We start from the raw sequence: 14885 nt of genomic DNA on the forward strand, positions 1-14885 counted from the left end.
TACCGTGGGTCCAATGCGACGCAATGTGACGGGGGCGGTCTTGGGTGCGGTCGTGTTGACCGCGGCTTTGGCCGGCTGTGATTCCAAGACCGAGCTGCAAACCGAGCCGCAATCGCAGGAGGCGTCGTCCGCGGCGGTGGACTTTGCCAGTCAGCTCCGGGAGCGGGTGTCGGTCGACGCCATGATGGGGCACCTGTCCACGTTGCAGGACATCGCCAACGCCAACGACGGCACGCGGGCGCTGGGCACTCCCGGGTACGACGCGAGCGTCGACTACGTCGTCAAGACCCTGCGCGATAAGGGCTTCGACGTCGACACCCCGGAGTTCGAGGTGCGGCTTCCGTTCGCCGAGGATCCACAGGTCACCGTCGGCGGCCAGGCGGTCACAGCCAAGCCGCTGGAGTTCACCATCGGCACCGCACCCGAGGGCGTGTCGGGCCCGCTCGTGGCGGCCAAGGTCGAAGACTCCCCGGGCTGTGAGGCTGCCGACTACGACGGTCTGCCGGTGGCGGGCGCTGTGGTGCTCGTCGACCGCGGCAGCTGTCAGTTCTCGGCCAAACAGGCCGCCGCCGCCGAACGCGGTGCCGTCGGGCTGATCGTCGCCAACAACATGGACGGCGACGAGATGGGTGGCACGCTGGGGCGGACCACTGACGTCAAGATTCCCGTCGTCAGTGTCACCAAGGCCGACGGCGCGCGGCTGCGCGCGAACCCCGGGCCGGTCACCATCAAGCTCAATGCCGGGGTCCGCACCGAGCACACCCGCAACGTGATCGCTCAGACCAAGACCGGGTCCACGTCGGACGTGGTCATGGTGGGCGCGCACCTCGACAGCGTGCCCGAGGGGCCGGGCATCAACGACAACGGCTCCGGCGTGGCGGCCGTGCTGGAAACGGCTGTGCAGCTTGGCAGTTCGCCCGACGTGAAGAACGCGGTCCGGTTCGGGTTCTGGGGCGCCGAGGAGGAGGGCCTGCTCGGGTCGGCCAACTATGTGCAGTCCCTGGACGTCGAGGCACTCAAGGACATCGCGTTGTACCTGAACTTCGACATGCTGGGCTCACCCAACCCGGGCTACTTCACCTACGACGGCGATCAGTCCGCGCCGCCGGATCCTCGGGGGGCCCCGCGCGTTCCGGAAGGCTCCGCGGGCATCGAGCGCATGCTCGCGGCCTACCTGGCCGACGCCGGAAAGATGCCGCAGGACACCAGTTTCGACGGACGGTCCGACTACGACGGATTCACCATGGCGGGGATACCCGCGGGCGGCCTGTTCTCCGGTGCCGAGGACAAGATGTCCGAGGAGGAGGCGGACCTCTGGGACGGTGAGGCCGATCAGCCGTTCGACCCGAACTACCACAAGAGCACCGACACCCTCGACCATGTCGACCGCGACGCCCTGGAGATCCACGGTGGCGGGGTGGCCTTCGCGGTCGGTCTGTACGCTCAGGATCAGCGGGGCCGCAACGGTATACCGATTCGTTCCGACCGCACTCGTCACCGGGTCACGCCCGAGTGAGCGCGCGTTGGCTCGCCGCGCTGGCCGCGGTGGTACTCGCCGGATGTTCGACAACCGCGCAAACCCCCGTGGATCCGCACGATCTGGCAGGCAAGATCACCGTGGACGCGATGTTCGCGCATCTGCGGAAGTTCCAGGAGATTGCCGACGCGCATGACGGAAACCGTGGGCAGGGCACACCCGGCTATGACGCGAGCCTCGACTACGTGTCACAACAACTGCGGGACAAGGGTTTCGACGTCGAGACACCCGAGTTCGAACGGCTCGGCACCATGCGTGGTGGCAACCCCGGCCTGACCATCGGCGGCCGCCGTTATCAGGTGGACCAGGCGTCGCTGCTGCTGACCACTCCGCCCGGTGGCCTCAAGGCGCCGACCTTGCGTCCGGACAAGGCCGCTGGCTGCGCGCGGGCGGACTACGGCGACATGAAGATGGCCGGTGCGATCGCCGTGGTCGACGACACGGGGTGTTCGGTTGGTGTCAAACAGGATACGGCCGTCGCCGAGGGGGCCGTCGGGTTGCTCGTGGTGAGCACCGAGCGACCCGCGCCTGCGGGGCTTTTCAACCAGGGCTACTACCGGCAGCTCACCGTGCCCGTCGGCATCATCGACAAGGACGCGGACGCGGCGTTGCGCCGCACCACCGCGCCGGTCCAGTTGGTTCTCGACTCGCGAGCCGAACTGGTGAAGGGGCGAAGCCTGGTGGCGCAGACCAAGACCGGTTCGACCTCCGACGTCGTCGTGGTCGGGGCACACCTGGACAGCATCGCCGCGGGCCCCGGCATCAACGACAACGGCTCCGGGGTGGCCGCGGTGCTGGAAACCGCTCTGCAACTGGGCAGTTCACCTCAAATCAAGAACGCCGTGCGGTTCGCGTTCTGGGGCGCCGAGGAGACCGGGCTGGAGGGGGCGACGCAGTATGTCCGCGACCTGTCGCCCGAGGAACGTTCCGACATCGCGCTGTACCTGAACTTCGACATGCTGGGCTCGATCAACACCGGCTACTTCACGTACGACGGCGATCAGTCCGCGCAGATCAAGCCCGCCAAACCGGCGCCCGAGGGGTCGGCGGGCATCGAACGCACCCTCGCCGGCTACCTCAACCTGGCCGGGGTGCGGCCGGCGGACATGCCGCTCGGCGATGCCACCGATTACAGCCCCTTCCTGGCCGCGGGTGTGCCGGTGGGCGGAGCGACCACCGGGTCGTCGCAACGGAAAACCGAAGTGCAGGCCCGGCTGTGGGGCGGCAAACCCGGCGTGGCGTTCGATCCGAACTATCACACGCCCCGCGACACGATCGACAACGTCGATGCGCACGCCATGTCGGTGATGGGGCCCGCCGTCGCGTTCGCCGTCGGCAGCTATGCACAGTCGATCGAGGGTGCCAACGGAGTTCCGCCTCGCGACAAACGCCACCCCAACTGATCGCCGCGGCAATGTAATGCGAAACACACCCGGGATTGACAGGGAACGGTTGAACCCCGAGACGTAGCTCCCCGTATGAGGGGTATGGGAATTAACCTCGCGAGAATGCCCAGCCCCAGCACAATTGCCGGTGTCCACGGCGTGGTGCCGCCCAATCGATATACCCAGGACGAGGTCACGCAGGCCCTGCTTGACCTGCCCGGATACGCCGAATATGAAGACGTCGTGCGGGCATTGCACAAAAGTGCGAAAGTGAACAGCAGGTATCTCGTCAGGCCGATTGAGGAATACGCCCGGCTCAGTGATTTCGGCGAGACCAACGACTTGTTCATCGAACATGCGACCGACCTCGGCTGTGAGGCGCTGATCGGGGCGCTCGATGAGGCCGGACTGCGCCCGGAGGACGTCGACCTCATCGTCACCACCACCGTGACCGGTGCCGTGGTGCCTTCCCTGGACGCGCGCATCGCGGGTCGGGTCGGCCTGCGCCCCGATGTGCGGCGCATCCCGATCTTCGGGCTCGGTTGTGTCGCGGGCGCGGCGGGGATCGCCCGGCTCAACGATTACCTGCGCGGCGCGCCGGACAAGGTCGCGGTGCTGGTGTCGGTCGAGCTGTGTTCACTGACCCGCAAACACAACCCGTCCATGCCCACGTTGGTCGCCGGCGCGCTTTTCGGTGACGGTGCATCGGCGGTGGTCGCGGTCGGCGCGCATCGCGCGCAGCAACTGGATCCCAGCGGGCCCGACGTGCTCGACTCGTGCAGCCACCTGTACCCCGACTCGCTGCACGCCATGGGTTGGGACATCGGCACCGACGGGTTCGAGATCGTGCTGAGTGCCGAAGTGCCGAGCTTCGTGGGGCGCTACCTCGGTGACGACGTCACGGGTTTCCTTGGTACGCACGGTCTCACGGTCGCCGACGTGGGGGCGTGGGTGAGCCACCCCGGCGGGCCGAAGGTGATCGAGGCGATCATCGACACCCTCGGACTGCCGAGTGACGCCCTTGACCTGACCTGGCAATCGCTGGCCGAAGTGGGCAATCTGTCGTCTTCGTCGGTGCTGCACGTGCTGCGGGACACCATCCGCAAGCGGCCCCCGCCCGGCAGTCCCGGTGTGCTGATGGCGATGGGGCCGGGTTTCTGCTCCGAACTCGTTCTGCTGCGTTGGCGTTGAGGCCTGTGAAGGGATTCACCGCGTTGATCGCCGCCGTCGCCGCCGAGCGGCTGGTTGAGTTGGTGGTGTCCAAACGCAACCTGGACTGGAGTAAGGCCAACGGCGGCAAGGAGTTCGGCGCCGGCCACTATCCGGTGATGGTGGCCCTGCATACCGGGCTGCTCGTGGGCGCGGTGGTCGAGGCCCGCCGCCGCCGGTTCCGGCCGGTGGTGGGCCTCCCGATGCTCGCGGTCGTACTGGCCGCGCAGGGCCTGCGCTGGTGGTGCATCAGAACCCTTGGCCGGCAGTGGAATACCCGGGTTGTGGTGGTGCCCGGTGCGTCGCGCGTCGTGGACGGGCCGTACCGCGTGGTCCCACATCCCAACTACGTGGCAGTGGTGACGGAAGGTGCCGCGCTGCCGCTCGTGGGCGGCGCGTGGATCACGGCGCTGGTGTTCACCGTGGCCAACGCCGCATTGCTGCGAACCCGGATCCGGGTGGAAAACGAGGCACTGCAGGGCTTGACGTGATTGATCTACTCGTCGCGGGAGGCGGTCCGGCCGGGCTGGCCACCGCGGTGCATGCGGCGCGAGCCGGTCTTGAGGTGGTCGTCGTGGAGCATCGTCGCGGCCCGATCGACAAGGCCTGCGGCGAGGGGCTCATGCCGCATTCGGTCCGTCAGTTGGAGCGGCTCGGCGCGAACCCCGACGGGCGTGCCTTTCACGGCATCCGGTACCTCGACGGCCGCCGGGCCGCCGAGGCCCGGTTCCGCGACGGCGCCGGCCGCGGCGTGCGCCGCACGGTGTTGCATGCGGCGCTCACGGCAGCGGCCGAGGATGCCGGGGTCCGGATCGAACGTGGCGAGGTCGGGGAGGTAACGCAGGATTCGACATCGGTGAGCGCAGCGGGTTTCCGGGCCCGCTACCTTGCTGCCGCGGACGGCCTGCACTCACCGATCCGCCGGGCGCTGGGACTCGCGCAGGGGGAGTCGCGGCGGCGGCGCTGGGGGATCCGGCGCCACGTGCAGATCGCGCCGTGGTCGGACTGCGTCGAGGTGTACTGGGCACACGACACCGAGGCGTATGTGACACCCGTGAGCGACGACTGCGTGGGCGTGGCGATCCTCAAGTCCACCCGCGGTGGCTTCACCGAACACGTCAAACAATTCCCCGAGTTGGTGGAGCGGATCGACGGCCTGCCGCACGGTGCCGACCGAGCGGCCGGCCCACTGCGGCAGAAGGTGCGCAACCGCACGGCAGGGCGCGTGATGCTGGTCGGCGACGCCGCGGGATACATCGATGCGCTCACCGGCGAGGGCATGGGGCTCGCGTTCGGCGCCGCCGAGTTGCTGGTCGGATGTGTGCTGGCCGATCGTCCGGGCGACTACGACCGGCAGTGGCGTGCGATGACCCGGCGGTACCGGTTCCTGACCGCTGCCCTGTTGCACGCGAGCGCAATTCGCCCTGTGCGCGCGTGCATCACCCCGTTGTCGGCGGCGTTGCCTGCGGTGTTCTCACAGGTGGTGAACGCGCTCGGGGAGTAGCTCGCGTTCGGCGAACCGCATGGCGATCTCACGGGCCTTGACCGCGTCGAGTTCGGGATCCTTCGTGGCCAGCTGGATCCACAGGCCGTCGAGCAGCGCAGCGAACTGGACTGCGAATTCGTTGGTGGCCGTGCATCGTTCGGTCAGCGCACCCTCGACGGCGTATGCGATGAGATTGCGCCACCCGAGGTTCATGTCAGCGCGGTAGGCGTCGCAGCGCAAGGCTTGGGCCCACATCTCAAGGCGTAGCGCCCCGGCCCGGCCTGCGGGCATGCAGATCCAGGTGACCAGAAGCGAAAGCCGGTCCCGCAGTGCGGGTACCGTGTCGAGTTGCCGTTGGGCGTGTTGATAGAACATGTCCTGGGCGAAGCTCAACGCCGAGATCAGCAGCTTCTCCCGGGTGCCGAAGTAGTAGATCACCAACGCCGCACTCACCCCGGCACGGTGCGCGATGTCGGCGACCCGGGCGTCGGCGAAGCCCCGCTCACCGAGGAGCTCGGCCGCCGCGCGCAGGATTGCCGACCGGCGCCGCTCGTTGTGTGAGGTGGCGTTGGCGGGGTCGGCCATGGCGTGGCAGCCTAACAGTTACGCAGGCTGATTTGGGGCCTTGCGGTGCCGCAGCCCGCCGAGGTACTCCAGCAATCGCATGCCGTGAAAGATCACCAACGCGGCGATCGAGCCCAGGGCGATCCCGGTGAATGTCAACTGCCCTGCCTGCCAGGTGAAATCGGCAATGCCGATGATGAGCGGGATCGCGGCCGTCATCTGGTTGACGGGGCGGGAGAAGTCGACGTGGTTGGTCAGCCAGATGCGGACGCCGAGGATGCCGACAAGTCCGTAGAGCACCACGGTGGCGCCGCCCAGCACCCCGGCCGGGATCGCCGAGATGGCGGCACCGACCTTGGGACACAACGACAATGCGATGGCCACCGTGGCGGCCACCCAGTAGGCAGCGGTCGAGTAGACCCGAGTGGCCGCCATGACGCCGATGTTCTCGGCATAGGTGGTGGTGGCCGATCCGCCTCCGGCGCCGGCAAGCACCGTGGCCACGCCGTCGGCGGCCAGTGCCCGGCCGACAAGCGGATCCATGTCGGTGCCCGTCATCTGGCCGACCGATTTCACGTGTCCGATGTTCTCGGCGATCAACGCGATGACCGCGGGAAGGAACAGCGGCAGGACCGCAATGGTGAACGTCGGCGTCTGGAACTCGGGCAGGCCCAGCCAGGGCGCGGCGGCGATCGCCGCGGTGTCCACATCGCCGAGAGCCAGTGCGAGTAGGTATCCGATCACCACTGCGGCGAAGATCGCGAGGCGGCCGATGATTCCGCGGAAGAACGCCAGCGTGCCGATCAGCAGAACCAGTGTCACGAGGCCGACGAGTGGTCCTTTCTCGAAGTTGGCCTTCGCGGCAGGCGCGAGGTTGAAACCGATGAGCGCGACGATCGCCCCCGTCACGATCGGCGGCAGGGTGAGGTCGATCCATCGGGTGCCGACCAGGTGCACGATCGCGCCGATGAGGATCAGCAACAGGCCCACGGCGATCAGGCCGCCCAGCGCACTGCCGGTGCCGTTGGAGGCGACTGCCGCGGTCACCGGGGCGATCACCGAGAAGCTCGATCCGAGGTAGCTCGGCAGCCGGTTGCCGGTGATGACGAGGAACAGGATGGTGCCGATCCCGGAGAACAGCAGCGTGGTCGCGGGTGGGAACCCCGTGAGCACGGGCACCAGGAACGTCGCCCCGAACATCGCCACCACGTGCTGCGCGCCGATGCCGATGGTGCGGGGCCAGTCCAGCCGTTCTCCGGGAGCGACGACGAAATCGTCTTCGGCGCGAGCTTCGACATACTTCCAACTCAGCAGGGTCACGAGTGTTGACTGAACACCATGAGCGATCGTCGCGCACCCCAAACGTGGGCGCCGGGCCTGACGCAGTTGCTGGCCTATCAGCGGTCGTGGCTGCGCGGCGACGTGGTGGCCGGGGTGACGGTCGCGGCATACCTGGTGCCGCAGGTCATGGCCTATGCGACGGTGGCCGGTCTGCCGCCGGTCGCGGGGTTGTGGGCGTCGTTGGTGCCGATGGCCGTCTACGCGGTGCTGGGCTCGTCGCGTCAGCTGTCGGTCGGGCCCGAGTCCACGACCGCGTTGATGACCGCGACGGCGTTGGCACCTCTGGTGGTCGGCGATTCCGCGCGATACGCCGCGTTGTCGGCGGTACTGGCGCTGCTCGTGGGCGTGATCTGTGTGGTGGCCGGGCTGTGCCGGCTCGGCTTCCTGGCGGACCTGCTGTCGCGGCCGGTGCTGATCGGCTACATGACCGGGGTGGCCGTCATCATGATCAGCGGTCAGCTCGGCAAGGTCACCGGGGTTCCGGTCGACGGTGACGAGTTCGTCGACCAGATCCGGTCGTTCATCGCGGGGATCGCTCATGTCCACTGGCCCACTGTCGCGTTGTCGACGGTCGTGCTGGCAGTGCTGCTCGTGCTCTACCGGATGTCGCCCCGGTTTCCCGGTCCGCTGATCGCGGTCCTCGCGGCGACGGCGGTGGTGTCGTGGTTCTCGCTGGAGGCCGCGGGAATTCGAGTTGTCGGAGGTATCCCGGCGGGCCTTCCGAAGGTGAGCATGCCTGCGGTCACGGCATCGGAACTCGTTGGGTTGTTGATACCCGCGGTCGGCATCGCGATCGTCGCGTTCTCCGACAATGCGCTTACCGGCCGAACCTTCGCGGCCCGCAAGGGTGAGACGATCGACGCCAACGCCGAACTGCGCGCGTTGGGCATCTGCAACATGACAACCGGTGTCACCCAGGGGTTTCCGGTGAGCTCGAGCGGTAGCCGTACCGCGCTCGGCGACATCCTGGGCAGCCGCACACAGCTGTATTCGCTCGTGATGCTCGCGACCGTGGTCGCCGTGATGCTCGTGGGCCGCGGCCTGCTGGAACATTTCCCGATGGCTGCGCTCGGTGCGCTCGTGGTCTATGCGGCGCTGCGGTTGATCGACATCGCGGAGTTCCGGCGGCTGGCCCGATTCCGGCACAGCGAGCTGATCCTGGCGGTGGCCACCACGGTCGCCGTGTTGGGACTCGGCGTGTTGTACGGCGTGCTGGTCGCGATCGGCTTGTCGCTGTTGGACACGTTGCGCCGGATCGCGCGGCCGCACGACAGCGTGCTGGGCTACGTCCCCGGAGTGGCGGGCATGCATGACGTCGACGACTATCCCGAGGCCAAATCTGTGCCGGGTCTGGTGGTGTACCGCTACGACGCGCCGCTCTTCTTCGCCAATGCCGAGAACTTCCGGGAGCGCGCGATGGCCGCTGTCGAGGAGGCCGAAGATCCGGTCGAGTGGTTCGTGCTCAACGCCGAGGCGCAGGTCGACCCGGATCTCACGGCGGTCGACGCCATGGAGCAGCTGCGCAGAGACCTCACGGATCGCGGCATCGTGTTCGCGATGGCCCGGGTCAAGTCCGACCTGCGCGATGACCTGGTGGCAGCGGGCTTCCTCGACCGCGTGGGCACCGACCGGATCTTCCCGACGCTACCGACCGCGGTCGAGGCGTTCCGCAACCGTTCGGGTCAATAGAGCGGCGAGGATCAGTGCATGTGGCTGCCACCGTTGACGTCGACGGTGGTTCCGGTCAGGTAGCTGGCGTCCTGGCTGGACAGGAACGTGATCACGGCGGCCACCTCGTCGGTGGTCGCGGTGCGGCCCACCGGGATGTCGGCGGCGAGCTTGGCTTCCTGCTCATCGGTGGAGCCGACGCGGATGTTGGTGTCGACCGCGCCAGGGGTGACGGCGTTGACCGTCACGCCGGTGTCGGCGATTTCGCGGGCCAGCGACTTGGTGAAGCCCAGGATCGCGGCCTTGGCCGAGGAGTAGGGCACCTTGCCGAAGACGCCGCCGCCGCGCTGCGCGGACACCGAGCTCATGTTGACGATGCGGCCCCATCCGGCCTCGATCATGTCCGGCAGGAAAGCCTTTGTGACCAAATAGGTTCCGGTGGCGTTGACGGCCATGACCTTGTTCCACAGATCCAGGCTGGTCTCCAGGAACGGCACGGGGGACGTGATTCCTGCGATGTTGGCCAACGCGCCGACGGTTGGTAGGTTGCCCGCGGCGACCTCGGCCGTGACGGCGGCGTGTGCGGCGGTGACCGACTCCTCGGAGGTCACGTCGACGGCGTGGCCGAACGCGGGAACCGCGAACTGGTTGCCGATCTCGGCGGCCACCTTGGCAGACTTCTCGCCGTCGAGGTCGAGGATCACCACGGCCCAGCCCTCGCGGGCGTAGCGCTCGGCAACGGCGACGCCGATGCCCTTGTCGGAGGTGGCGCCGGTGATGACGGCGGTGCGGGTGACGGACATGGAAGGGGTTCCTTTCAGATCAGAGCCGAGATGAGGTTTCCGGCCGCCGCGGCGGCAGCAGGACGTTCGTCGTGGGTGACGTCGCGGGTTTCGAGTTCCAGCGCGAAGTGCCCGAAGTAGCCGGCGTCGGCGAGACGCTTGAGACCGCTTGCGAAGTCGACCTGGCCGTTGCCGACCGACAGGTTGATGTTGCCGGGCACGGCGTCGCGGATGTGGACGTGGCGGATGCGCGGCCCGAACCGGTCCACGAAGTCGATCGGGTCGCCACCGGAGGCCACGATGTGGCTGAAATCCAGTACGATGCCGACGTTTTCGTCGAGCCGGTCGGTGAGCTGCTGCGCGCGTTCGATGTTGAAGCACAGCCGGAAGAAGTGCAGCGACTCGGTCCACAGCGCAACCCCGCGGTCGGTGGCCACCTGCGCGGCCGCCGCGAGTTCGCCTGCCACGGTTGCCAGATCCTCGTCGAGGGAGGCAACCGGCTCGTGTTCGAGCGCCCCGCAGGGCAGTACCAAGGCTTCGGCGCCGGTGGCGGCCGTCAGCTCGACCAGCATCGCGAGGTGGCGATCGCGAGCGGCGCGGCCCGCGGCGTCCAGCGCGACGTTGAGGTCGCCGATGTCGCCGTTGATCGAACGGACCCGGACACCGGAGGCCGCCACGGTTGCCGACACATCACGGACGGCGTTCTCGTCGAGGACGAACGGCACGTGGTCGCATACGCCCGGCAGCGCGCCGAGATCGATCTCCGTGAAGCCCAGCCCGGTGATGGTGTCGAGGGCCTCGGCCAGGGGCTGGTGGCGAAAGCTGATCGTCGAACAGCCCAGCCGGGTGTGGAACGAATCTGGCATGCGGCACTGCTTTCTTCCGGGCCTCACGGCGTTGTGACCGCGCCCACATTACTTTAGTCGACTGTTAACAGTCAACGGGTGGCAGTCGAAATGTGTTGACTGTTGACAGTAAGCTGTGTGCAGGCTCACACTAGGTCACGTACCGCACTGTTGACCGTCAACAGTGCAGGGAATTCCCAGGTAGAACCCGATACTGACCGGGATTTGAAAGGATGAACCCATGAGCGACGACGCTCTGAACATGCGGGGCCCCGTACTCGGCACGAAGGATGCCAAGCGGGTCGCGGTCGGCTCCGCCGTCGGCGCGGTGATCGAGACCTATGACTTCATCGGTTTCGGGACCGCGGCAGCGCTGTACTTCGGCACCGCGTTCTTCCCGAACTCCAGCCCGGTCGCCGGCACCCTGGCCGCGTTCGCGACGCTCGGCGTCGGCTTCGCGGCCAGGCCGCTGGGCGGCATCATCGGTGGACACCTCGGCGACAAGGTCGGGCGCAAGCCGGTGCTGGTGGCCTCACTGATCGTCATGGGTCTGGCCACGTTCGCGATCGGCCTGCTGCCCACCTATGCCGCGGTCGGCGTGCTCGCGCCTGTCCTGCTGGTGACCGTCCGGATTATCCAGGGCTTGGCCTTCGGTGCCGAGTGGGGCGGTGCCATCCTCATGAGTTACGAGCATGCCCCGTGGAAGCGCAAAGGCGCCTTCACCGGAATCGTGCAGGCGGGCTTCCCGGTCGGGCTGCTGCTGGCCAACCTGGTTTTCCTGGTCAGCGTGCACCTCGGTGGTGACTGGGCCTGGCGCGTGCCGTTCCTGGCCAGCATCTTTCTGGTGATCGTCGGCCTGATCATCCGGGCCAAGGTGCCCGAGTCGCCGGTGTTCGAAGACGTCAAGGACGAGGGCAACATCGTCAAGGCGCCGATCGTCGAGGTGGTCAAGAAGGACTGGCGAAACATCTTGCGCGGCATCGGCCTTCGCATCGCCGAAACCGCAGGCTACGCCGTGTCGATCACCTACATGATCTCCTACCTCAAGAGCGCCGAGCTCGCCACCGCCACCGAAACTCTTGTGGCACTGTGCATCGCGGCCGCTCTCGGTATCTTCGCGACGATGGCCTGGGCCCGGTTGACCGACCGGGTGGGCCGGCGCCCGGTGTACGTCTGGGTGTGCGCGTTCGGCATCCCGTTCGGTGTGCTGATGTTCCTGCTCGTGAACACGGGACTGTTCGTGCTCATCATCGCGACGTTCGTCGTCGCGTACGGCGTGTCCCAGAACGCGCTCGCGGGTGCCCAGGGCGCCTGGTTCCCCGAACTGTTCACGGCCAACACGCGAGCCTCGGGAGCGTCACTGGCGTACCAGATCTCGGCCATGGTTTCAGGCTTCACGCCCTTCATCACCACGCTGCTGTTCGAGTGGATGGGTTGGATGGGCCCGGCCCTGCTGTTCTCCACGTACGCCGCGATCGGGCTGTGGGCTGCCTTGGTGACCCGCGAGACCTGGGGCCCTGCCGAACGCAAGGCCGCTGACAAGGCCGCCGCCGACCACGCCCTGGCCGCCTGATGCGCGCGGCGAAGGTCCGTGACGCCGCCTACCGGATGCGTCACCACGTACTCAACATGGGCGAGGCTCAGGGGCAGGGCTACGTCGGGCAGGCCCTCGGTGCGGCCGACATGCTCGCCGTCGTCTATGCCGACCAGCTGCGCTACCGCGCCGACGATCCGCATTGGGCGGGGCGCGACCGGTTCCTGCTGTCCACGGGGCACTACGCGATCGGGCTGTATGCGGCGCTCGCCGAGGCCGGCATCATCGACGCTGCCGAACTCGACACCTACGGATCCGACGAATCCCGGCTGCCGATGTCCGGAATGGCCAGTTACACACCGGGTATGGAGATCTCGGGCGGATCGCTCGGGCACGGGCTCACGGTGGCGGTCGGCATGGCACTGGGCTTGCGCCACCAGGGCAACGATGCGCGCGTGATCAACTTCCTGTCCGACGGCGAACTCGACGAGGGCTCCACCTGGGAGGCCGCCATGGGTGCCTCGCATCACCGGTTGAGCAACCTGACCGCGATGGTCGACATCAACGCGCTGCAGGCTGACGGGCCCACCGCCGGGGTGCTGCGTACCGAACCCGTGCCCGACAAGTGGGCGGCGTGCGGATGGCACGTCCAGCGGGTCGACGGCAACGACGTCGACGAGCTGTTGGGTGCTTTCGATTCCGTGAGTACCGAACAGCCATCAGTCATCTTGTGCGACACCAGGATCGGCAAAGGCGTGCCACTGCTGGAGACCCGCGAGAAGGCGCACTTCATGCGCATCGACGCCGACGAGTGGCAGATCTGCCGCGACCAACTCACTGACGGGGCCTCAGCATGAGCACCAAACTGCGCACCTCGGCGATGATCGCATCGTTCGCGGATCCGGGACAGAAGACCACGCCCGCGCCATTCGGGCACGCGCTGGTCAAGGCTGCGCAGGCCGACGACCGCATCGTCGGGCTGACCGCCGATCTGGGCAAGTACACCGACATGCACATCTTCGCGCAGGCCTTCGGCGACCGCTTCTTCCAGATGGGCATGGCCGAGCAGTTGCTGTTCGGCGCGGCGGCCGGCATGGCCGAGACGGGCCTGATCCCTTTCGCCTCAACGTATTCCGTGTTCGCAGCGCGCCGGGCCTACGATTTCATCTGCCTCGACATCGCCGAGCCGGGGCTCAACGTCAACATCGTAGGTGGCCTGCCCGGGCTGACCACGGGGTACGGGCCGTCGCACCAGGCGACGGAGGACGTCGCGATCTTCCGCGGCATGCCCGGCCTGACGATCGTCGATCCGTGCGATTCGGTGGACATCGAGCACGCCGTGCCGCAGTTGGCCGAGCATCCCGGGCCGACATACCTGCGGCTGCTACGTGGGCAGGTTCCGACCGTGCTGCACGAGTACGGCTACAGGTTCGAGCTCGGCAAGGCCAAGGTGGTCCGGCCAGGCACCGACGTGGTGTTCGTCTCCAGCGGTTTGATGACGATGCGGGCGCTGCTCGCCGCCGAGGAACTGGTTGCCCACAACGTCGACGCCGCGGTGGTGCACACCCCGACGCTCAAACCGTTCGACGCGGAAACCGTGCTGCGTGAACTGGATTCGGATCGGCTGGCGCTGACGCTGGAGAACCACACCGTCGTGGGCGGGCTGTTCGAGACGGTGGCGGCCGCGATGGTCCAGCGCGGGATGACCCGGCAGGTCACGCCCGTCGCACTGCCCGACGAATTCCTCGCCGCGGGCGCGCTGCCGACCCTGCACGACCGCTACGGCCTGTCGACGCGACGAATCGTCTCATCGGTACTCGAGCGGCTGTAGGATCAATGTCGACAAACAAGTGTTGACAGTCAAGGAGCGGTCATGTCGGTCGAGGCTCCGTCGCTGCTGCGACTCGAGAAGACCAGCCTGCGTGAGCAAGCACTCTCCGCTCTGCGCCGTGCGATCACATCCGGTCAGTTGCAGCCGGGCACCCATCTGGTGGAGACCGAGCTGTCCGATGCGCTGCAGATCAGTCGCGGAACGCTGCGGGAGGCCATGCGCCAACTGCAGCAGGAGGGGCTGATCTCGGCGGGCGCCCGCGGCCGGCTGTCGGTGCGCCACCTCGACACCAAGGAGATCAAGAACATTTTCGACGTCCGGGGTGCCCTGGAATCGTTGGCCGCCAGTGCGCTTGCCGCGCAAGAGGATCGGACCGCGGCGGTTACGGCCCTGCGCAATGCTGTCGCCGATATGGAGCGGTGGGCCGCGGCCAACCTGGAAGACCGTATCGAGGCCGATCTGAAGTTCCACCGCACGATGTGCCATCTGAGTGGCAACGAGACCCTGCTGCACTCCTGGTCGTCGCTGGAGGGCAGCATCCGGATGTCGATCATGTTCGCCGGCGTGGACCGCGCGCTGAAGAACATGGACGCCAAACGTCATCTCGACATCGTCGATGCCATCGAGTCCGGCGACGCCGCGGCTGCGGCCGCCACGGTGCGTGACCACATGTGTACTGCCGCAGCGGTTCTGGTGGGTTAGT

The 14885-nt window shown here is 67.4% G+C and carries 14 protein-coding genes; 10 read left to right on the forward strand and 4 right to left on the reverse strand.

Annotation, left to right across the window (positions count from 1 at the left end; translation table 11 throughout):
* The first annotated feature begins 13 nt into the window (after nt 1–13).
* The 5 genes from G6N67_RS18125 to G6N67_RS18145 all read left to right on the forward strand — a co-directional run bounded on the left by G6N67_RS18125 (nt 14) and on the right by G6N67_RS18145 (nt 5635).
* Nucleotides 14–1516 carry a M28 family metallopeptidase gene (locus tag G6N67_RS18125; protein ID WP_036429767.1) on the forward strand — a complete coding sequence of 501 codons (1503 nt, stop codon included), beginning with the start codon at nt 14–16 and terminating at the stop codon, nt 1514–1516.
* Nucleotides 1513–2940: a M20/M25/M40 family metallo-hydrolase gene (locus tag G6N67_RS18130; RefSeq protein WP_036429766.1), complete on the forward strand. Its 1428-nt coding sequence runs from the start codon at nt 1513–1515 to the stop codon at nt 2938–2940. The genes G6N67_RS18125 and G6N67_RS18130 overlap by 4 nt, the downstream gene beginning before the upstream one ends.
* Before the next feature lie 105 nt (nt 2941–3045).
* On the forward strand, nt 3046–4113 hold the full coding sequence (locus G6N67_RS18135; protein WP_229480505.1) for a type III polyketide synthase: 1068 nt from the start codon (nt 3046–3048) through the stop codon (nt 4111–4113).
* Between the two features lie 5 nt (nt 4114–4118).
* Nucleotides 4119–4622, forward strand: coding sequence for an isoprenylcysteine carboxyl methyltransferase family protein (locus tag G6N67_RS18140; protein ID WP_036429764.1), 504 nt, complete (start codon nt 4119–4121; stop codon nt 4620–4622).
* The gene (locus G6N67_RS18145) at nt 4619–5635 is read left to right on the forward strand and encodes an NAD(P)/FAD-dependent oxidoreductase (RefSeq protein ID WP_036429763.1); all 1017 of its coding nucleotides are present in this window, start codon (nt 4619–4621) and stop codon (nt 5633–5635) included. The genes G6N67_RS18140 and G6N67_RS18145 overlap by 4 nt, the downstream gene beginning before the upstream one ends.
* On the opposite strand, the gene G6N67_RS18150 is transcribed toward G6N67_RS18145, so the two are convergent.
* Nucleotides 5606–6202, reverse strand: coding sequence for a TetR/AcrR family transcriptional regulator (locus G6N67_RS18150; protein ID WP_036429761.1), 597 nt, complete (start codon nt 6200–6202; stop codon nt 5606–5608). The two genes, G6N67_RS18145 and G6N67_RS18150, sit on opposite strands and share 30 nt — an antisense overlap.
* A gap of 18 nt (nt 6203–6220) precedes the next feature.
* Nucleotides 6221–7501 (reverse strand): uracil-xanthine permease family protein, encoded by a 1281-nt coding sequence (locus G6N67_RS18155; RefSeq protein WP_036429760.1) that lies wholly within the window; start codon nt 7499–7501, stop codon nt 6221–6223.
* Between the two features lie 18 nt (nt 7502–7519).
* On the opposite strand from G6N67_RS18155, the gene G6N67_RS18160 reads away from it, so the two are divergent.
* On the forward strand, nt 7520–9211 hold the full coding sequence (locus G6N67_RS18160) for a SulP family inorganic anion transporter (protein ID WP_036429758.1): 1692 nt from the start codon (nt 7520–7522) through the stop codon (nt 9209–9211).
* Between the two features lie 11 nt (nt 9212–9222).
* Here the strand turns inward: G6N67_RS18160 and G6N67_RS18165 are convergent, their stop codons facing one another.
* Together G6N67_RS18165 and G6N67_RS18170 are read right to left on the reverse strand one after the other, a co-directional pair.
* Complete coding sequence (locus G6N67_RS18165; protein ID WP_036429756.1) at nt 9223–9993, reverse strand: SDR family NAD(P)-dependent oxidoreductase; 771 nt, start codon at nt 9991–9993, stop codon at nt 9223–9225.
* A 14-nt stretch (nt 9994–10007) separates the two neighbouring features.
* Nucleotides 10008–10838 (reverse strand): sugar phosphate isomerase/epimerase family protein, encoded by an 831-nt coding sequence (locus tag G6N67_RS18170; protein WP_036429755.1) that lies wholly within the window; start codon nt 10836–10838, stop codon nt 10008–10010.
* A 220-nt stretch (nt 10839–11058) separates the two neighbouring features.
* On the opposite strand from G6N67_RS18170, the gene G6N67_RS18175 reads away from it, so the two are divergent.
* From G6N67_RS18175 to G6N67_RS18190, 4 genes are read left to right on the forward strand one after another with little or no spacing between them, the layout of a single operon-like run.
* Entirely contained in the window at nt 11059–12390 is a 1332-nt protein-coding gene (locus G6N67_RS18175) for an MFS transporter (RefSeq protein WP_036429753.1), read from the forward strand.
* A complete protein-coding gene (locus G6N67_RS18180) occupies nt 12390–13208 on the forward strand; it encodes a transketolase (RefSeq protein ID WP_036429751.1) in 819 nt (272 codons plus the stop codon). Before G6N67_RS18175 ends, G6N67_RS18180 begins: the two co-directional genes overlap by 1 nt.
* Nucleotides 13205–14182: a transketolase family protein gene (locus tag G6N67_RS18185; protein WP_036429750.1), complete on the forward strand. Its 978-nt coding sequence runs from the start codon at nt 13205–13207 to the stop codon at nt 14180–14182. The genes G6N67_RS18180 and G6N67_RS18185 overlap by 4 nt, the downstream gene beginning before the upstream one ends.
* Nucleotides 14183–14224: 42 nt before the next feature.
* Nucleotides 14225–14884 carry a GntR family transcriptional regulator gene (locus tag G6N67_RS18190; RefSeq protein WP_036429749.1) on the forward strand — a complete coding sequence of 220 codons (660 nt, stop codon included), beginning with the start codon at nt 14225–14227 and terminating at the stop codon, nt 14882–14884.
* Nucleotide 14885 lies beyond the last annotated feature (1 nt).

Origin of the sequence: Mycolicibacterium mageritense, from assembly GCF_010727475.1 — a bacterium.
Taxonomy (GTDB): Bacteria; Actinomycetota; Actinomycetes; order Mycobacteriales; family Mycobacteriaceae; genus Mycobacterium; species Mycobacterium mageritense.

Coding starts and splice junctions, on each gene's coding strand:
- G6N67_RS18165 (WP_036429756.1), bottom strand. CDS start 9,993: ATGTCCGTCACCCGCACCGCCGTCATCACCGGCGCCACCTCCGACAAG.
- G6N67_RS18175 (WP_036429753.1), top strand. CDS start 11,059: ATGAGCGACGACGCTCTGAACATGCGGGGCCCCGTACTCGGCACGAAG.
- G6N67_RS18190 (WP_036429749.1), top strand. CDS start 14,225: ATGTCGGTCGAGGCTCCGTCGCTGCTGCGACTCGAGAAGACCAGCCTG.
- G6N67_RS18135 (WP_229480505.1), top strand. CDS start 3,046: ATGCCCAGCCCCAGCACAATTGCCGGTGTCCACGGCGTGGTGCCGCCC.
- G6N67_RS18180 (WP_036429751.1), top strand. CDS start 12,390: ATGCGCGCGGCGAAGGTCCGTGACGCCGCCTACCGGATGCGTCACCAC.
- G6N67_RS18170 (WP_036429755.1), bottom strand. CDS start 10,838: ATGCCAGATTCGTTCCACACCCGGCTGGGCTGTTCGACGATCAGCTTT.
- G6N67_RS18185 (WP_036429750.1), top strand. CDS start 13,205: ATGAGCACCAAACTGCGCACCTCGGCGATGATCGCATCGTTCGCGGAT.
- G6N67_RS18150 (WP_036429761.1), bottom strand. CDS start 6,202: ATGGCCGACCCCGCCAACGCCACCTCACACAACGAGCGGCGCCGGTCG.
- G6N67_RS18125 (WP_036429767.1), top strand. CDS start 14: ATGCGACGCAATGTGACGGGGGCGGTCTTGGGTGCGGTCGTGTTGACC.
- G6N67_RS18160 (WP_036429758.1), top strand. CDS start 7,520: ATGAGCGATCGTCGCGCACCCCAAACGTGGGCGCCGGGCCTGACGCAG.